Origin of the sequence: Amycolatopsis albispora, from assembly GCF_003312875.1 — a bacterium.
In the GTDB taxonomy this organism is placed as follows: Bacteria; Actinomycetota; Actinomycetes; order Mycobacteriales; family Pseudonocardiaceae; genus Amycolatopsis; species Amycolatopsis albispora.
On record NZ_CP015163.1, the window covers coordinates 1,729,236 to 1,746,816 of the forward strand.

Genomic DNA, 17,581 nt, shown 5'->3' on the forward strand with positions numbered 1-17,581 from the left:
ACGGACTGACCCGCTGTTGGCTGTGTCGCCAGGTGTCAACAGGGGGGCCTGGTGATGGAGTTCGAAGTTCTCGGCACGATCCGGCTGCGGGACGCCGGGCGTGACGCGATGCTGGCGGGGCGGCTGCGGCGCACGCTGCTCGGCGTGCTGCTGGCCAACGCGAACCGCGTGGTGCCCGCCGGTGTGCTGACCGAGGCGATGTGGGGTGACCAGCGGGACGACCGCGTGGTGCGCAATCTGCACACCCACGTGCACCGGCTGCGCGGGGTGTTCACCCAGCCGGATCGGCTGCGGTCGGAGCAAGACGGCTATCTGCTCACCGTGCTGCCCGGCGAGCTGGACGCCGAACGGTTCGAAACGCTGATCGAGGACGGCGTCAACACCACCGCGCACGACCCGCGGCGGGGTGCCGAGCTGATCCGCGAGGCGCTGGGCATCTGGCGCGGGGCGCCGTTCGGCGGTCTCGACGTGCCGGTGCTCCACGACGAAGCACGGCGGCTGGGGGAGCAGCGGCTGCGTGCGACGGAGGAGCTGTACACCGCGGAACTGGCGGCGGGGCGCCACACCGCGGTGATCGCCGAGCTGACCGAGCTGGTCGCGCGGTACCCGCTGCGGGAGCGGCTCCACGGGCTGCTGATGACCGCGCTCTACCGCGGCGGCCAGCAGGCGGGCGCGCTCGCCGCGTACCGGTCGGCGAGAGCGGTGGTGGTCGAGGAACTCGGGCAGGAGCCGGGCCCGGAACTGCGGCAGCTCGAACAACGCATCCTCGCCGGTGAGCCGATCGACACCGAGGCAACGGCCCGGCAGGCGACGCCCGCGCAGCTGCCCTACGACGTGCGCGGGTTCAGCGGCCGCGAGGCGGAACTGGCCACGCTGGACGAGCTGACGCCGGGCGCGCTCGTGGCGGTGGTCGGGGAAGGCGGGGTCGGCAAGACCGCGCTGGCCGTGCGCTGGGCGCATCGTGCGCGGGAGCGGTTCCCGGACGGTCAGTTGTACGTGGACCTGCGGGGGTACGGTCCCGACGAGCCGATGGCGCCGGGTGACGTGCTGACCGCGTTCCTCCGTGAACTCGGCATGGACGGCTCGACCATCCCGCCGGGTCTGCCCGAGCGCGCCGCGCGGCTGCGCACCCTGGTCGACGGCAGGCGCCTGCTGATGGTGCTGGACAACGCGCGGACCGTCGAGCAGGTGCGGCCGCTGCTGCCCGGCGGTGCGTCCTGCTCGGTGGTGGTGACCAGCCGGGATTCGCTGGCCGGGCTGGTGGCCCGCGAGGGCGCGCACCGGGTCCGGCTCGGCCGCCTGCCCTACGACGAGGCGCTGGCGTTGTTCCGCGGGCTGGTGGGGGACCGGCCGGGCACCGCGGCCGGCACGGAAACCGCGTTGATCGAGCGCTGCGCCCGGCTGCCGCTGGCGCTGCGCATCGCGGCCGAGCAGGTCAACGCGCGGCCGTGTCGGAACCTCGACGACCTGCTTTCGGAGCTGGCCGGGAAGCAGGCGGTGCTGGACCTGCTGGATGCGGGCGGCGATCGGCACACCGCCGTGCGCACGGTGTTTTCCTGGTCGTACCAACGGCTTTCGCCGGATGCCCAGCGGTTGTTCCGGTTGTTCGGCCTGCATCCCGGCAAGGACGTCGACGCCTGCGCGCTCGCCGCGCTGGCCGATGCCGGGCACCGGGCGACCCGGTCGCTGGTGGACGCGCTGCTCCGCGCGCACCTCGTGGAAGAGGTGGCGCCCGGCCGGTTCCAGCTGCACGACCTGCTTTCGGCGTATGCCGCCGATCTCGTCGCGTCGACCGACCGCCTGGACGAGCGGGAGGCGGCGCTGACCCGGCTGCTCGACCACTACCACCACACCGCGCGGGCCGCGGTGGACCAACTGGAGCAAGGCGGTCTCGTGCCCGAGTCGCCGGTGGTGAGCACACCGGAGTTCGAGAGCGCCGCACACGCGCTGCGCTGGCTGGACGCCGAGCGGGAGAACCTGGTGCGGGCCGCGCGGTTCGCCGTCCGGCAGGGCAGGCCGTACGCCACCATGCACCTGGGTGGCGTGCTGTTCCGCTACCTGTCCTCCGGCGCGCACCACCAGCAGGCGCTCGTGCTCTACCAGGACGCGCTGATGGCGGCACGCGAGCAGCACGACGTGCTCGAAGAGGGCCACGCCAACCGGTACCTCGGCGCGGTGCACTACCGGCTCGGGCACCCTGACACCGTGCGCGAGCACATGCACCTGGCGCTTCGCTGTTACCAGCGCAGCGGTGCCGTCCGGTACGAACGGGTGCAGCTGCTCAACCTCGGCGTGGTGTGCACCTGGCTCGGCCGCTACCAGGAGGCGCTCGGGCACTTCGCCGAAGCGCTGGCCCGGTACCGCGAAGCCGGCGAGACAGAGGTGTCCACTGTGGATGGTTGTGCCGGTGCGCTCACCAATCTCGGCCGGGTGCACTGCTTCCTCGGTGACTACGAGGCCGCGCTCGCGTATCTCACCGAGGCGCTCGCGTTGCCCACCGGCGGGCAGGACCGGCGGAACGCGCTCGAGGCGCACCTGAACACCGGCATCGTGTACTCGCGGCTCGGCCAGTACGAGCGGGCGGTGGGCTACCTGGAGCGGGTCCGGGCGGGCGCCGCGGAAACCGGCAACAGGCTGCTGCAGGCCGGGGTGTTCCCGCTGGCGCGGGTGTACTGGCGGCTCGGGCGGCGGGCGGAAGCCTTCGACTGCATCAAGAACTGCCTCGCGGTCGTGCGGGGTACCGGCGACCGGCTGGCGGCCGCCAGCGTGCTCACCGCGTTCGGTGACCTGTACCGCGAAGCGGGCAGTCCCGCTGAGGCGATGCCGTACTACCGCGAGGGGCTGGCGGTCGCGGAGGCGATCGGCAAGCCGTACGAGCGGGGCCGCGCGCTGGCGGGCATCGGCTACGCGAGCGCGGACCTCGGCGACGAACCAGTGGCGGTGACGCATTGGCTGGAGGCGTTGCGGGTGTTCGAAGCGCTCGGTGTGCCGGAGACGGCGGAGGTGCGTGCCCGCCTTGCCTTCTGAGCGTTCCTAGGTATATTAGGTCCAAACCTAGGAAGGTTAGGAAGCCGATGCCGCGTGCGAGGATCACCCCGGATGCCCTGGTCTCCGCCGCCGCCGATCTCGCCGACGAGATCGGCTTCGAGAAGCTGACGCTGGCGGCGCTCGCCAAGCACTTCGGGGTGCGTGACGCCAGCCTCTACACGCACATCCGCGGCCTCGCCGACCTGCAGGAACGCGTGGCGCTGCGTGCGCTCACCGAATGGGCCGACGCGCTGAGCGCGGCCGTGGCGGGACGGTCCCGGTACGACGCGCTGGTCGCCTTCGCCGACGCCTACCGGGCGCTGGCGACCGGGCACCCCGGCCGATACGCGGCGACCCGGCACCCGGTGTCACCTGAACGCGCCGCCGCGTCGCCGGGCGTGGCCCGCATCGTCGAGGTCTGTTACGCGCTGCTGCGTGGCTACGACCTCGAGGAACCCGACGCCACGGACGCGGTCCGGTTGCTGCGCAGCACGTTGCACGGCTTCAGCGACCTGGAGGCCACCGGCGGCTTCACCGCCGACCACAGCATCGACGCCTCGTGGCGGCGGGCCGTCGACACGCTCCACCACACCCTGGCCAACTGGTCGAAGATCTAGACAGGAGAACACCATCCGCACCCTCACCATCGACGGCACGCCCATCGACTACCTCGAACGCGGCGACGGCCCGCCGCTGCTGCTCCTGCCCGGCGGCTCCGGCCACGCGGGCGTGCTCGACGCGCTCGCCGCGCACCTGGCCGCCGGCCACCGCGTCGTCGCCATGTCCAGCCGGCTGGCCTCAGCGCGCGGCGAGCAGGGCGACCACCACCCCAAGCTGTACGCCGAAGACACGCTCGGCCTGATCGACGCGCTCTTCGACGAGCCGCCCGCGGTGTTCGGGTTCAGCGCCGGCGCCATCACCACGCTCGAACTGCTGGCCCGTCATCCCGACCGCGTCCGGCTCGCGATCGTCCACGAGCCACCCGTGCTCGGCCTCCTGCCGGACGCCGAGCGGCACCGGGAGGGGCTCGAAGCGGTCCGGACGGCCGCGCGCGCCGGGCAGCCGGACGAAGCCGCCCGGCTGATGACCGAGGTCATGACGGCTCCGCGGCCGGTCGCGGACGCGCCGGAACTGCGCCACCCCGGAGATTGGCTCGACGGGTACGCCGAGACCGCGCCCGAGCCGCCCACACCGGCGCTGCTGGAGTTGTTCGCGCAGCTCAGCGACTTGCAACCGCTGTTCCTGGAGCACATCCTGATGCCGTTCGCGACCAGCGAGGCCGACCTCGCCGCGCTCGGCGAGGCAGGCCCGCGGCTGGTCCCGGCCGCCGGGATCGACTCGCGGGGCCAGCTGCCCTACCGGGCCGCCGCGGCGCTGGCCACCGGGCTCGGCCTGCCGCTGACCGAGTTCCCCGGCGGCCACCTCGGACCGGTCGACCGGCCCACGCAGTTCGCCGCCGCGCTCCGCGCGCTGCTCGAAGACGCTCGCTGAGGCGAAGCGGTCAGAAGCTGGCCACTATTCTGGGCGCGTGCGAGGGCCGGGTGAACGGATGCTGGAACTGCTGTCGCTGCTGCAGAGCGGCCGCGACTGGCCGGGCGCCGAACTCGCCGAGCGGCTCGGCACGTCTCCGCGCACGCTTCGGCGCGACCTGGACCGGCTGCGCGAACTCGGTTATCCGGTGCGGTCCGCGCGCGGGCCCGGAGGCAGCTACCGGCTGGTGGCCGGGCGGGCGCTGCCGCCGCTGATGTTCACCGACGACGAGGCGGTGGCCGCCGTGGTCGGCCTGCGGTTCGCCGCGCTGGCCACCGGCGACCCGGGCGCCGACGACGCGCTGCGCAAGCTCGAACAGGCGCTGCCGGACCGGCTGCGGCACCGGACCGAGGCGGTTTCGTCGGCCACGCAGGGCTCGGCGCGGCCGATGGCGGCGGCCGACCCGGCGGTGGTCGCGGGCCTGGCCACGGCCGCGAAAGCCCACCGGCACGCGGACTTCGACTACACCTCGCGGAACGGCGTGTCGAGGCGCCGGGTGGAGCCGTACCGCCAGGTGCTGCTCGGCCGCCGCTGGTACCTGTTCGCCTTCGACCGCGACCGCGAGGACTGGCGCACCTTCCGGCTCGACCGGATCGCCGCGGTCCACGTGCCGGGCACCACCTTCCGCCCGCGCGAGGTGCCCGAGAACGGCATGACCGCGTTCGGCACCGCCCGCGCCGGGGGAGCCGTGGTGCACTTCGACGCCCCGGTCGAGGTGGTCGCGGAGAGACTGCGGGCGGAGGCGGGTTCGCTGATCGCGGTGGACGACCGCCGGTGCCGCTACGTCACCGGGACCGACGACTGGGCGTGGCTGGCGGCGAGCGTTGCCGCGGTCGGGGTGGCGTACCGGGTCGAGGGGCCGCCCGAGTTGGTCGAGGAAACCCGCGCGCTGGCGCGCCGGGTCGCGGAGGCGGTTAGCGCGCCCGCCCCTCCTTGAGCATGCCGACCGACTTCTCGATGCGCCGCGCCCGCGTCTCCGCCTTCTTCGCGCCTTCGACCGACAGCACATGCCATCGCTTGTCGCTGTAGGAGATGCCGTCGAAGAACGCTTTGGCGGCGGGCTCGGCCGCCAGGGCCTCGGCGAAGTCGGCGGGCACCTCCACCTCGCGTGGCTTGGTGTCCAGCGCGAGTTCGACCTCGACCTCGTCGCCTGCCGACACCCCGGCGGCCGTGCGGTTCCCGGCGTTGAGCGGGACGAGGTACCGGCCGCCCATCACCGCCACCGTGCTGCGATAGGTGTGCGGGCCCAGCGTCACCGTGACGGCCGGGCGCTTGCCGGCGCCGAGCGCTTCGACCACCTCGGCGGGCACTTCGAAGCCGGTCGCGGTCTTGCCCTCCAGCTCGATCTTCGTCCGGAACTTCACGCGTTCATCCTGCCCTCGCCGGTGAACGCGCGCCTGCTGTGCCGGAGCAGTTCGCGGATCGCGGGGCTGCTCGTGTTCTTCCAGACCAGCGCGAGCAGGGCCGGGATGCCGGCGTCCTCGATGGGGCGGGTGACCAGCCGGTCGGTGTAGGCGGCGGCCATCGACTCGCTGAGCACCGCGACGCCGAGCCCCCGCACGGCCAGGTCGGCGATCGCGTCGGCGGCGCCCGCCTGCAGGCCGATCCGCGGGCGCAGCTCCCGCGCGGCGCAGGCCAGGTCGAACACCGTGCGCAGGCCGGTGCCGGGCGGCATGCAGATCAGCGGGTGCTCGGCCAGTTCGGCGAGGCGCACGCGGGGAGTCGCCGCCAGCGGGTGGTCCGGCGGCACCACGGCGACCAGGTGGTCGCGGACGATGGTCATCGCCTCCAGTCCGGCGGGCGTGTCCACCGCGGTGCCGACGAGCGCGAGGTCGATGGTGCCGTCGCGCACGCCGTCGACGAGCTTGTCGGAGTTGTCCTCCAGCAGCGAAAGCTCGACGCCGGGATGCGCGCGGTGGAAGGCGGCCAGCGCGTCGAACAACGGCGTCACCGTGCACCCGACGACCATGCCGATGGTGAGGCTGCCGCGGATCAGGTCGGTCACCTCACCCACGGCCTGGCCGACGGCACCGGCGGCGGTGACCGCCGTGCGGGCGTGTTCGAGCGCGGCCTTCCCGGCGACGGTCAGCGTGGCGGTGCGCGCGGACCGGTCGAACAGCTCGGCGCCGAGTTCGCGTTCCAGCTGGCGGATCTGGGCGCTCACCCCGGACTGGCTGATGTGCACCCGCTCGGCGGCGCGCGTGAAGTTCCGCTCCTCGGCGACCGCGATGAAGTATTCCAGCTGCCTCAGCTCCATGAACGTCAATGCTAGCCCGCGGCGGAACCAGCTTTGAGACTTCTCAACGAGCCGGGTCGATGTGGTGGCTCGGTGAACTCGGCGAGCACGCCGTAGTGATCGCTCGCCTGCACTCCGCCGACCGGTTCGGTGAACACGCGGCGGCAGTTCACCACCTTGAGCGGCGGGCCGTGGATTCCGGCGCGCACCAGCACGTAGTCGATCCGGCGGCCCGCTTCGGCGGGCATGTCACCGGCACGCACGAGCGGGTTCTCCGGCGAGAAGGTGTGACCGGCTCCGCCGCGCCAGGAGTCGGCGTAGCGGGTGCTCAGGCCGTCCAGCGACTGCTTGCCGGTCCAGAACCGGACGCTGGCGGAGTCGGGCTCGGCGTCGAAGTCCCCGGCGAGCACCACGGTCGCGGCCGGATCGGGCACCAGCCGGTCGACGAAGCGCGCCGCCGCCACCGCCTGCCGTTCCCGCTCGGCCTCGTACCCGTACGGCCAGCTCGGCTTGTGGTGCACCAGCCACAGCGGCGACGGGGCGAGCACCTCGGCAACGACCGTGGCGCACCAGGCGGACCGGATGTCCCGGCCCGGCGGTCGCAGGTCCAGTTCGTGCACCGCGCCGAGCGGCCAGCGGCTCACCGCGACCGCGCCCACCCCGGACTCGTCGCGCCCGGAATGCCAGGCGAAGTGCCAGCCGGGGCCGAGCAGCCCGGTGATCTCGTCGTCCACCTCCTGCAAGGTGATCAGGTCGGGCGCCAGCGCGCGGATGCCGTCGGCGATCACCTCGCGGCGCCGCGGCCAGTCCGCCAGCTCCGGTGCCAGTGCGTTGAACGTCAGTACGCGCATCGGTGTCCTTCCCGCGTGAAGGCGACCGTAACGGGTACAGCGGGGGAGGACCGAACGGAGGCAAACCATGCCCACTTCGCGCACACGACGCCCGATCCAGTTCGCCGCCCTGCTGGTCGGGGTCGCCTTCCTGGTGGTGGGGGTGCTCGGCTTCATCCCCGGCATCACCAGCGGCGACCTGCACTTCGCCGGGCCGCACTCGGCGGCGGAGCTGTTCGGCGCCTTCCAGGTTTCGGTGCTGCACAACCTGGTCCACCTGCTGTTCGGCGTGCTCGGCATCGCCGCGTTCGCCGGGCCGTGGCCGGCGCGCACCTTCCTGATGGTCGGCGGCGGGCTCTACCTGGTGCTGTGGATCTACGGGCTGGCACTGGACGACGAGAGCCCGGTCAACTTCATCCCGGTGAACAACGCGGACAACTGGCTGCACCTGGGCCTCGGCGCGGCGATGGTCGCGCTCGGCCTGTCCGCCACGGCGGCCGAACGGGCCAAGGGCGAATACCCCCGCGATCCGGCCGGGTCAGACGGCTGACCACCCGTTGTCCACCGGCAGGATCACGCCGTTGAGATTGCTCGCGGCGTCGGAGGCCAGGAACACGATCACCGCGGCCTGCTCGTCGGCCTCCGCGATGCGCCCGATGCTGGCCAGGTAGGGCGCGATGGTGGCCGGGCCGTGGCCTTCGGCGGGCAGCTGCTTGGCGATGGTGGTCATCGTCGCGCCGGGGGCGATGGCGTTCGTGCGGATCCCGTTGCTCCGGTACATGATCGCCAGCGACTTGGTCAGCCCGGCGATGCCGTGCTTGGACACGGTGTAGGCGGTGCCGGCGGCGCTGCCGCGCAGGGCGGCCTCGGACGCGGTGTTCACGATCGCGCCCTTGCCGCGTTCGAGCAGGTGGGGGAGCACCGCCCGGCTGAGCAGGAACGGCGCGGTCAGGTTGATCCGCAGCACGCGTTCCCATTCCGCGTCGGTGACGTCGGCCGCCGCGGTCATGCCGTCCATGATCCCGGCGTTGTTGACCAGCACGTCGATGCCGCCGAACGCGTCGAGCGCGGTGGCGGTGACCCGGTCGACGACGGCCTGCTCGCTCAGGTCGCCCACGGCCGCGACGGCGGTGCCGCCCGCGCCGGTGATCTCGGCGACCACCGCCTCCGCGCCGGTGGCGTCGAGGTCGGCGACCACCACGTGAGCGCCTTCGCGGGCGAACCGGAGGGCGGCCGCGCGGCCGATGCCCGCCGCCGCGCCGGTGACGATCACGTTGCTGTTTTCGAGTCCGCTGGTCATGGTCCTACTTTCTGGCATGGTGTGACAGTAAGTCCGAGTGTGCCAGATAGTAGGCTGCGGTGGTGGTGAACCGGACCGCGGCCGGACGGCCGCCGCTCACCGAGCGGCGCAAGGCGGAGACACGGCTGGAAATCGCACGCGAGGCCGTGCGGTTGTTCACCACGCGCGGGGTGGCGGCGACGTCGGTCGAGGACATCGCGGCCGCCGCGGGCATCTCGACGCGCACGTTCTGGCGGTACGCGACGGGCAAGGAGGACAGCGTCCGGCCGCTGCTCACCGCGGGCATCGAGCTGCTGGCGGGCGTGCTGGGCGCGTGGCGGCCGGGGCAGGACATCGCGGCGGTGTTCGACGCGGCGGCCCGGCGGACGGTCGCCGACGTGCCGACCATGGTGTCGCTGGTCCGCCTCTCCCAGACCGAACCGGGCCTGCGTGCGGTGTGGCTGCGGGCGCACAACGACGCGGAACTCGTGTTCGCCGACGCGATCGCACGCTCGCTAAACCGGCCCGCCGGTGATCTGGACGCCCGCGTGCTGGCGGCGATGGTGAACGGCGCGCTGCGGGCGGCGGTCGAGCACTACGCCGAGGGCGAGCGGGCGGACTGGGCCGATCTGACGGTGGTGGTCGAGAAGGCGCTGCGCACCGCGATGCGCGGCTTTCCCGATGGTTAGGTGTATAACGACCTATTCAGCGCCGCTCTGTCGCGCCCGCCAGTCAGGAGCTAGGACAGACCAAACTTCGAGGTCGTACCACTCGCCGCGGTGCAACCCGGCTTCGCGGAGCACGCCGTCCCGCTGCATGCCCAAGCGCCGCGCGACCGCGATGCTGGCCGTGTTGCCCGAAGCCACCTGCCATTCGATGCGGTGGATCCCGCGTTCGGTCACGGCCCAGTCGATGATCACCTCGACCGCCCTGGTGACCAGTCCGCGGCCCGCGGCGGACGGCTCCAGCCAGCACCCGGCCTCGGCGGTGCCCTGCGTGACGTCCATGGTGCGGAACAACACGCCGCCGACGAGCTTGCCGTCGACGCGGATGCCGTACAGCCTGCCGGTGTCGGCGGCCGTTTTGTCCGCATAGGACTGCAGGAAGGCGCGGCTCGAAGCGAGGTCGGTGACCCGGTCGGCCAGCCCGATGAACCGGCCGACGAACTCGCGGCCGCGGTCGATGTTGGCCAGGAACTCCTCGGCGTGCCACGGTTCGAGCGGGCCCAGTTCGGCGTCGCCGAGGGAAATCGCGTACATGGCGCGGATTCTGCCAAACTGCCCGGCATGACCGGGGACGTCTACGACCGTTACGTGGTCGGTGCCGGGGAGCGGCCGCGGTACAGCCAGTTGCTGCACGCGAACTTCGTCGGCTTGGGGCCGGGCCGGGACGAGTTCGTCCGGCAGCTGATCGAGGCGGCCGGTCAGGTCACCGACGACGAGCTGACCCGGTTGCTCGCGGACGACTGGCGGTCGAAGATCACCGCGGCCTGGCTGATCGGCGTCGGCCGGCGTGCGGGGTTCCGGCAGCGGATCGGGGAGCTGCTGCTGGAGAGCCAGTACGTCTACGCCGGGCAGGGTTACTGCTACGCGCTGGCCCGGCTGGGCACCACCGCCGACGCGGCGATCCTGGCCACCTATCTCGACCGGTACCTGCGGCGACTGGACGCGCGGTACGACCAGGAATGGGCGCTGGCCGCGCTGCGGCGGGTCGATGCCGGCCTGGGGCAGCGGTATGCCACGCAGTTCACCTGGCCGGGCGGGCCGTGGCACGCGTGGGCCGCGGCGAACCGCGTCGAGCGGGAGGATGGGCGCGATCTGCTGGTCTTCGCCTGGTCCCTGATCGACGACGCCGAGCGCGGCTGACCGCCGCACTGGCGCAGACCGATGGTGCGGGATCCGCACGACGCCGAGCCGCCGTCCGGGCGCCGCCGGTGCTTCACTGAGCGCGTGCCCCGCACCGAGCCGTACTGGAACACCAATGTCGCGCGGCATCCGGATGTGCTGCGTGCCGTGCCCGCCGGTTGCCGCGCCGCGCTCGACGTCGGGTGCGGGGACGGCCTGCTGGCACGCAAACTGTCCGCACGCGCGGAGCGCGTCACCGGGATCGACAGCTCACCGGAGATGATCGCGCGTGCCCGCGAACTGACCGACGACGACGCGGTGTCCTTTGTGGAGGGTGACTTCCTCACGACCGGGCTCGCCGCGGGTTACGACTTCCTTTGCTCGGTCACCGCGATCCACCACATGGACTTCCACGCGGCGCTCACCCGGATGCGCGACCTCCTGCGGCCGGGCGGCACCCTCGTGGTCGTCGGGCTGGCACGAGAAGCGTCACCGGCGGACTGGGCGGCGTGGGTCGCCGCCGCGCCGATCGTGCGGATCACCAAGCTGGTGCGCCGCGCGGGCGGCCCGCCGGGATTGCCGGTCGCCGAGCCGCCGCTGAGCTACGCGCAGGTGCGCACCGCGGCGGCGCGGCTGCTGCCGGGTGTGCGTTACCGGCGGCACCTGCTCCGCCGGTACTCGCTGGTCTGGCGTAAACCGGTCAGTGGCGTTCGCTCTGCTGCTTGAGGATGCGCAGCGCGTCGGCCGTAGCCGGGTCGTCCGGGGTGTAGATCTCCAGCCGGTGGCCGGGGCTGTCCGGTTGCAGCCACACCTGGTAGGTCACGTCGAGCGCGCCGACGGTGGGGTGCCGCAGGTGCATCGGCCCGACGGTGCAGTCGGCGACCTCGCCGGTGGCCCACAGCGCGGCGAACTCGTCGCTGCGCATGGTGAGTTCGCCGATCAGGGCGGCCAGCCGCGCGTCGGTGGGGAAGCGGCCCGCGGTGAGCCGGAGGTAGGCGACGTGGATGCGGGCGAGCTCGTCCCAGTTGCGGTGCAGGTCGCGGGTGAGCGGGTCGAGGAAGAACAGGCGCGGGATGGACGGCCGGTGCTCGTCGTCGAAGGCCGCTTCGAACGGCAGGTGCGAGGCGAAGATCGCGTGCCCGGTGCGGTTCCACGCGAGCACGTCACCGCGTCGCCCGAGCACGAGCGCCGGGGTGGCGTCACCGAGGGCTTCCAGCAGCGCGAGCACCCGCGGGTGGAGCACTTCCGGTGGTGGCTCGGAAAGGCCGGGGCGCGCGGCGCGCCGGGCGAGGTTGTGCAGGTGGACGGTTTCGATCTGGTCGAGCTGCAGCACCCGGGCGAGTGCGTCGAGCACCTGGGCGGAGGCGGTCTCGGCCTGCCCCTGTTCCAGCCGCGTGTAGTACCCGGCGCTCACCCCGGCCAGCTGCGCGAGTTCTTCGCGGCGCAGCCCGGGAACCCGGCGGGCGGTCCCGTAGGTGCGCAGGCCGGCCGCCGCCGGGGTGACGCGGTCACGACGGCTCTTCAGGAATCCACCCAAGGTCTCCACGCCACCGAGCCTAGGCGGCGGCCGCGGGCCGTGGGTGTACCTGCTGGGTATACCCACGGCACGGGGCTGGCTGCTGCCCGCGTGCGGGCCGAATCTCGGTGCCATGTCCCAACAACGCACTTCACCGGACCTGCGGGCGTGGGCCGGGCTGCTGGTGGTCCTCGGTCCCGTCCTGCTGGTCTCGATGGACGGTTCGATCCTGTTCCTGGCGATGCCCCGGATCGGCCAGGCCCTCACCCCGACCGCCGACGAGGCACTGTGGATCCTGGACAGCTACGGCTTCGCGGTCGGCTCGCTGCTGATCGCGTTCGGCACCATCGGCGACCGCTACGGCAGGCTGAGGCTGCTGATGATCGGCGCCTCGGTGTTCGGTCTCGCGTCGGCGGGGGCGGCCTTCGCGCCGACGCCGGAACTGCTCGTCACCGCGCGGGCGCTGATGGGTGTGGCGGGCGCGACCCTGCTGCCGTCGGCGCTGGCCGTGCTGAGCGAACTGTTCTCCGACGCGCGGCAGCGGGCGCGCGCCATCGGCATCTTCGCCGCGGCGTTCGCCGCCGGTTTCGCCATTGGCCCGGTGGTCGGGGGAGTGCTGCTGGAGCGGTTCTGGTGGGGCTCGGTCTTCCTGGTCAACCTGCCCGTGCTGGTCCTGTTCCTGGTGTTCGCGCCGATCCTGCTCCGCGAGGTGCGCACGGTCCGCTCCGGGCGGGTGGACGTGGTGAGCGTGGTGACGTCGGCGCTCGGCCTGCTGCTGGCGGTGTACGCGCTCAAGCACACCGCGGCGGAGGGGTTCTCGGTGTGGCCGCTGCTCGCCGGGATCGCGGGAGTCGTGCTGCTGGTGTGGTTCGTGCGGCGGCAGCGGCACCTGGCCCACCCGCTGATGGACTTCACGTTGTTCCGCGACCGGGTGTTCACCGTCGCGATCATCACCGGGTTGCTGCCGCTGGCGGCGTGGTCGGCGGCGGCCTACCTGGCGGGTGTCTACCTGCAGTCGGTGCTGGAGTTGCCGGTGCTGCGCACGGCGTTGCTCGCACTGCCCGGCGCGGCCGTGCTCACCCTCACCTGCGTGATCACGCCGTTTGTAGTGGACCGCATCGGAAAGCGGGCCGCGCTCGTGGCCTGCCACTTCTCCATCGCGGCGGGCCTGCTGCTCCTGCTGCCGACGGCGACCACCGGCGGGATCGGCTGGTACGTCGCCTCCACCGTGGTCGCGGGCGTCGGCTACGGCATCTCGTTCGCCGTGGTGGCCGACACCGCGGTGGGGGCGGTGCCCGCCGAACGCGCGGGTTCGGCGGGCGCGATCGCGGAGACCAGCAACGAAATCGGCAACGCGCTGGGCATCGCGCTGCTCGGTTCGCTGGCGGCACTGGTGTTCCGCCTCGGGGGACCGGACCTCGCACCCACCCTGGACGAAACCCTGCAACTGCCGGGCCTGGTGGCGTCGGTGGTGGGGGAGGCCAAGGCGGCCTTCGTGACGGGCGTGCACTGGGTGGCGGGGGTGGCCGCCCTGCTGCACCTGGCGCTGGGCGGCCTGGCCCTCCGCTGGATCCCGGCCCATCGCCGAACCTTGCTGAGTGTATAACGACCTATACGCTCGGGCTTTGTGCGAAAAATCGCACCACCATTGGAAAACCTGGCAAAGAGGTCAGGCCGGGTTCCGCAGGAGTTCGGTCAGTGCGGCGATGCTGTGGTCGCGGTGCCCGAGTTCGACGGCCCTGGTCAGCAGCTCGTGCATCGGGGTGTTCCAGGAGAAGTCGATCCCGGTGTCCCGCGCGAGTTCCTGGTCGTAGGCGATGCTTTCGTGGAACAGGCCGAGCGAGGAGGCCGGATTGGTGTAGTCGCCGGTGTCGATGTGCTCGGCCAGGCTCGGCAGCACCGCGGCGATCATCTCCAGCCACTTCACCGTGTACGGCACCAGCGAGGCGGCGGTCAGGCCGCGTTCGGTGACCAGCGCGGCACCCTGGAAGAAGCCGAGCAGGGCGGGCAGCAGGGTGCCGCCGACGGCCGACTCGTACAGCGTGGCCAGGTCGACGTCCTCGCCGAGGAACACGGTGTCGCCGCCCAGGGTGCGGAGCAGTTCGGCGTGCCGGTCGAAGACGGACCGGTCGCCGCTGTAGTAGAGCAGCGTGTCGGGCTTGCCGACCGCTTCGGGCACGTTCTTCACCGCGCCGTCGAGGAAGTCGGCGCCGTGGGCGGTGGCCCAGCCGGCCATGCGCCGCGCGCCGGAGGGAATGCCGCTGTTGAGGGTGATCAGGGTGCGGCCAGCGACCACACCGGCGGCGGGTTCGAGGGCGGCCAGGGTAGCGTCGTAGGTGGTGAGGCAGGCGATCACCACCGGGCTGGCGGCCACGGCCCGCTCGATGCCGGTGACTTCGCGGGCGGCGAGTGCGGGCACGCGGCCGGGCGTGCGGTTCCACACGGTGACCGAGTGCCCGCCGTCGATGAGCGCCTGGGCGAGTGCCGAGCCCATCGCGCCGAGGCCGACGACGGTGACGTCTGTGCTGTGCATGTCCTGATCCTGGCCGAAGCACGTACATTTGGGGAAGTACCTACATTTTTGTTCGTGTACCGGGAGAGGGTGCGATGAAGCGGCGGCGCTACACCTGCGGGCTGGACGCGGCGGTCGACGTGATGGGCGGGAAGTGGAAGGCGCTGATCCTGTGGGCGCTGCAGGACGGCGCGCACCGGTTCGCCGAGGTGCGGCGGGAGGTGCCGGGGATCAGCGAGCGGATGCTGATCCTGTCGCTGCGCGAGTTGCAGGCGGCGGGGGTGGTGCACCGGGAGGACCACCACGAGGTGCCGCCGAAGGTGGAGTACTCGCTGACGCCGTTCGGGAGTTCGCTGGTCGCGGCGATGCTGCCGCTGGGGGAATGGGGGGAGCGGAACATGGCCAAGATCGAGGCCATTCCCCGGGATTAGGGCGGCGGGATCAGGGCGACAGGGCGGCGTGCAGGTTGCCGTCCTCGCCCTTGAGGCAGGCGGCGGAGGGCGCGTCGCCTTCGAGGAACTCGCCCAGGCAGCGTGCGAACTGGGCGTGGCCGGCGGCGTTGGGGTGGAAGGACTCTTGGATGGCGTGTTCCGCGCGGTCCACAGAGGACAGATCGGTCCACTGCACGGTGAGCCTGCTGAACCACTCGTGCGCGGCGTTGGGGCCGCCGCTGCAGGCTTCGTGGCCGACGCCGGCGCGGGAGAGGTCGAGGAAGCGGGCGCCGGAGCGGGCGGCGGCGGTGCGCAGGCCTTCGGTGAGCGCGCTGATGCCGGGGCCGGCGACCCAGTTGAGGTCTTCGGTGCGGAACGGGCAGCCGTTGAGGTTGCGGAAGGTGTCGGGAATGCCGGGGCCGATGGGGGCGGCGTAGGACTGGAGCACGAGGTCGTAGTCGTCGGGGGTGTAGCCGCGGTCGGCGAGTGCCTTCTTGACGTCGCCGACGGCGTTGACCACGCGGGGCACCATGGCGTCGATGCGGGGCTGCCACTCGGTTTTGAGGCGTTCGCTGCACGGGGCGGCGCGGACGTTGAACCAGGACTGGAAGCATTCGGAGATGAGCTGGGAGAAGTGGGGTTCGTCGTTGGCGCCGACGGCGATCACCACGGCGGCGACGCGGTGGGTGCGGGTGAGTTCGCCGAGGCGCTGGGCCTGGCTGGGTTCGGTCCACTGCTTGGTGTCGCCGAAGCCGACCTGGGCGGACGGGGCGCCGGAGCAGGCGAGGTTGACCCTGGCTTCGATGTGGGAGACCTGGGTCTTCTCGACCGTGGCGTGGGGTGAGCGGTGGCACCAGTTCCCGTTGAGGCCGTTGGTTTCGGGGGTGTAGAAGCCGGCGCCTTCGCCGGACAGGGTGCTGTCGCCGATGCTGACCAGGGTGAGCGGGCCGATGCCGGGCGGGCCGGAGGGTTCGATGGGCCTGCCGGGCTGGGATTCGGGTCCGGACAGCACGAAGATCGCCACCAGCGCCGCCACGAACGCGAGCGCACCGCCGCTCACCCACCACCGATTCGCTCGCATCGGTGCCCAGTCTAGGGGTTCAGTGCTGGGGTACCGGTGTGGTGATCACGTCGGGGAGGTCGGTTTCGACCTGGCGGACGGCGGGGCGCAGCCAGGTGAGGGTGATCACGAGGAGCAGGGCGGGTCCGGCCAGGAGGAACACCGCGGCGATGCCGCCGCCGGAGCCGAGGTCGAGGCGCTGGGCGAGCGGGGTGCCGATGAGCTGGGCGACGGGTCCGGCGAGGCCGTAGGCGAGTGGTTCGGCGGACCAGGCGACCATGCGGCGGATGGCGAAGACGCGGCCTTGCTTGTCCTGCGGGGTTTTGCGTTGCCAGAGGGTGGCGGAGGCGGCGTTGGTGACGGCGTAGCCGCCGAGGATGCCGAACATGCCGGCGGCGAGCATCCAGACGGACTGTTCGATGCCCATGGCGATGACGAGCGCGGCGTGGCAGAGGGCGACGGTGAGGATGGCGCGGACGAGGCGTCGCGGGCCGCGGGTGAGGCTGATCACCAGGCTGATGGCGGTCATGCCGGTCCAGCCGATGGCGTTGACCACGCCGAGGTCGGCGGGGGTGTGGGTGCTGAGCACCAGTGGTGGCACGAGCACGATGGCCATTTCCATGACCAGGTTGTTGGCGGCGAAGAAGAGCAGGACGCCGAGCAGGCCGGGGCGCTGGCGGATGAAGCGCCAGCCTTCGAGCAGTTCGTCGCGGTGGGTGGTGGCGGGGCCGTCGCCGGTGGGGCGTGGGGGTTCGACGGGGAGCCAGCGGAAGGAGTAGAGCAGGGTGCCGAGTGCGGCGGCGAGGGTGAGCAGGTCGATGGCGAGCAGGCCGGGGAGGCCTACGAGCGCGTAGAGGGCGCCGCCGAGCAGGGCGCCGAAGACCTGGCCGGCGGCTTCGATGAGGGAGACGCGGCCGTTGGCCTTGCCGAGGTCGTCCTTGGTGACCAGCTGGGGGACGAGGGCGGAGAAGGCTGGCCATTGGAAGGCCTTGAACACCGCGCCGATGCCGACGAGCAGGTAGATGTGCCAGAGCTGGAGTGCGCCGGTGGTGTGGAGGAGGACGACTCCGGCGGGGGTGAGTGCGGCGCCGGTGTCGGAGAGCAGCATGACGCGGCGGCGGTCCCAGCGGTCCACGAGTGCGCCGGCGATGGGGAGCACGAGCAGGGCGGGCAGGGAGGCGGCGAGGACGAGGGTGGCGAAGTAGGTGGGGGAGCCGGTGTCGAGGAAGACCCAGACGCCGATGCCGAAGGTGGTCATCGCGGAGCCGATGAGGGAGACGCCTTGGCCTGCCCAGATGAGGTTGAACACGCGCACG

The 17,581-nt window shown here is 72.2% G+C and carries 19 protein-coding genes; 10 read left to right on the forward strand and 9 right to left on the reverse strand.

Annotated features, from left to right (window positions below; all coding sequences use genetic code 11):
* The first annotated feature begins 54 nt into the window (after positions 1-54).
* The 4 genes from A4R43_RS08125 to A4R43_RS08140 all read left to right on the forward strand — a co-directional run bounded on the left by A4R43_RS08125 (position 55) and on the right by A4R43_RS08140 (position 5,494).
* The gene (locus tag A4R43_RS08125; RefSeq protein WP_113691752.1) at positions 55-3,027 is read left to right on the forward strand and encodes an AfsR/SARP family transcriptional regulator; all 2,973 of its coding nucleotides are present in this window, start codon (positions 55-57) and stop codon (positions 3,025-3,027) included.
* Positions 3,028-3,074: 47 nt separating this feature from the next.
* The gene (locus A4R43_RS08130) at positions 3,075-3,644 is read left to right on the forward strand and encodes a TetR/AcrR family transcriptional regulator (protein ID WP_113691753.1); all 570 of its coding nucleotides are present in this window, start codon (positions 3,075-3,077) and stop codon (positions 3,642-3,644) included.
* Between the two features lie 112 nt (positions 3,645-3,756).
* Entirely contained in the window at positions 3,757-4,518 is a 762-nt protein-coding gene (locus A4R43_RS08135; RefSeq protein ID WP_236808840.1) for an alpha/beta fold hydrolase, read from the forward strand.
* Positions 4,519-4,576: 58 nt separating this feature from the next.
* Entirely contained in the window at positions 4,577-5,494 is a 918-nt protein-coding gene (locus tag A4R43_RS08140) for a helix-turn-helix transcriptional regulator (RefSeq protein WP_113691754.1), read from the forward strand.
* Here A4R43_RS08140 and A4R43_RS08145 read toward each other — a convergent pair.
* The 3 genes from A4R43_RS08145 to A4R43_RS08155 are packed head-to-tail and all read right to left on the reverse strand — an operon-like array spanning position 5,472 to position 7,644.
* Positions 5,472-5,921: a YdeI/OmpD-associated family protein gene (locus A4R43_RS08145; protein WP_113691755.1), complete on the reverse strand. Its 450-nt coding sequence runs from the start codon at positions 5,919-5,921 to the stop codon at positions 5,472-5,474. The genes A4R43_RS08140 and A4R43_RS08145 overlap by 23 nt on opposite strands.
* Positions 5,918-6,814 carry a LysR family transcriptional regulator gene (locus A4R43_RS08150; RefSeq protein ID WP_113697429.1) on the reverse strand — a complete coding sequence of 299 codons (897 nt, stop codon included), beginning with the start codon at positions 6,812-6,814 and terminating at the stop codon, positions 5,918-5,920. The genes A4R43_RS08145 and A4R43_RS08150 overlap by 4 nt, the downstream gene beginning before the upstream one ends.
* An 11-nt stretch (positions 6,815-6,825) precedes the next feature.
* Positions 6,826-7,644, reverse strand: coding sequence for an endonuclease/exonuclease/phosphatase family protein (locus A4R43_RS08155; protein WP_162788368.1), 819 nt, complete (start codon positions 7,642-7,644; stop codon positions 6,826-6,828).
* Between the two features lie 67 nt (positions 7,645-7,711).
* Here A4R43_RS08155 and A4R43_RS08160 point away from each other — a divergent pair, with 67 nt between their 5' ends.
* Positions 7,712-8,173 carry a DUF4383 domain-containing protein gene (locus tag A4R43_RS08160; protein WP_113697430.1) on the forward strand — a complete coding sequence of 154 codons (462 nt, stop codon included), beginning with the start codon at positions 7,712-7,714 and terminating at the stop codon, positions 8,171-8,173.
* Here the strand turns inward: A4R43_RS08160 and A4R43_RS08165 are convergent.
* Positions 8,162-8,923 (reverse strand): SDR family NAD(P)-dependent oxidoreductase, encoded by a 762-nt coding sequence (locus tag A4R43_RS08165; protein WP_113691757.1) that lies wholly within the window; start codon positions 8,921-8,923, stop codon positions 8,162-8,164. The genes A4R43_RS08160 and A4R43_RS08165 overlap by 12 nt on opposite strands.
* Positions 8,924-8,985: 62 nt before the next feature.
* Here A4R43_RS08165 and A4R43_RS08170 point away from each other — a divergent pair, with 62 nt between their 5' ends.
* A complete protein-coding gene (locus A4R43_RS08170; protein ID WP_205215272.1) occupies positions 8,986-9,591 on the forward strand; it encodes a TetR/AcrR family transcriptional regulator in 606 nt (201 codons plus the stop codon).
* 12 nt (positions 9,592-9,603) lie between these two features.
* On the opposite strand, the gene A4R43_RS08175 is transcribed toward A4R43_RS08170, so the two are convergent.
* Positions 9,604-10,161 (reverse strand): GNAT family N-acetyltransferase, encoded by a 558-nt coding sequence (locus A4R43_RS08175; RefSeq protein ID WP_113691759.1) that lies wholly within the window; start codon positions 10,159-10,161, stop codon positions 9,604-9,606.
* A 27-nt stretch (positions 10,162-10,188) separates the two neighbouring features.
* On the opposite strand from A4R43_RS08175, the gene A4R43_RS08180 reads away from it, so the two are divergent.
* Together A4R43_RS08180 and A4R43_RS08185 are read left to right on the forward strand one after the other, a co-directional pair.
* Positions 10,189-10,767, forward strand: coding sequence for a DUF6000 family protein (locus A4R43_RS08180; RefSeq protein WP_113691760.1), 579 nt, complete (start codon positions 10,189-10,191; stop codon positions 10,765-10,767).
* Between the two features lie 84 nt (positions 10,768-10,851).
* The gene (locus tag A4R43_RS08185; RefSeq protein WP_113697431.1) at positions 10,852-11,472 is read left to right on the forward strand and encodes a class I SAM-dependent methyltransferase; all 621 of its coding nucleotides are present in this window, start codon (positions 10,852-10,854) and stop codon (positions 11,470-11,472) included.
* Here A4R43_RS08185 and A4R43_RS08190 read toward each other — a convergent pair.
* The gene (locus tag A4R43_RS08190) at positions 11,447-12,292 is read right to left on the reverse strand and encodes a helix-turn-helix domain-containing protein (protein WP_113691761.1); all 846 of its coding nucleotides are present in this window, start codon (positions 12,290-12,292) and stop codon (positions 11,447-11,449) included. The two genes, A4R43_RS08185 and A4R43_RS08190, sit on opposite strands and share 26 nt — an antisense overlap.
* 103 nt (positions 12,293-12,395) lie before the next feature.
* On the opposite strand from A4R43_RS08190, the gene A4R43_RS08195 reads away from it, so the two are divergent.
* Entirely contained in the window at positions 12,396-13,868 is a 1,473-nt protein-coding gene (locus A4R43_RS08195) for an MFS transporter (RefSeq protein ID WP_113691762.1), read from the forward strand.
* A gap of 63 nt (positions 13,869-13,931) precedes the next feature.
* On the opposite strand, the gene A4R43_RS08200 is transcribed toward A4R43_RS08195, so the two are convergent.
* Positions 13,932-14,795, reverse strand: coding sequence for an NAD(P)-dependent oxidoreductase (locus tag A4R43_RS08200; RefSeq protein WP_113691763.1), 864 nt, complete (start codon positions 14,793-14,795; stop codon positions 13,932-13,934).
* A 74-nt stretch (positions 14,796-14,869) separates the two neighbouring features.
* Between A4R43_RS08200 and A4R43_RS08205 the strand changes: the two genes are divergently transcribed.
* On the forward strand, positions 14,870-15,205 hold the full coding sequence (locus A4R43_RS08205) for a winged helix-turn-helix transcriptional regulator (protein ID WP_113691764.1): 336 nt from the start codon (positions 14,870-14,872) through the stop codon (positions 15,203-15,205).
* 10 nt (positions 15,206-15,215) lie between these two features.
* Here A4R43_RS08205 and A4R43_RS08210 read toward each other — a convergent pair whose 3' ends face one another.
* Both A4R43_RS08210 and A4R43_RS08215 read right to left on the reverse strand, forming a co-directional pair.
* A complete protein-coding gene (locus A4R43_RS08210) occupies positions 15,216-16,286 on the reverse strand; it encodes a GDSL-type esterase/lipase family protein (protein WP_113691765.1) in 1,071 nt (356 codons plus the stop codon).
* A gap of 19 nt (positions 16,287-16,305) precedes the next feature.
* Positions 16,306-17,580, reverse strand: coding sequence for an MFS transporter (locus A4R43_RS08215; RefSeq protein ID WP_162788369.1), 1,275 nt, complete (start codon positions 17,578-17,580; stop codon positions 16,306-16,308).
* Position 17,581 lies beyond the last annotated feature (1 nt).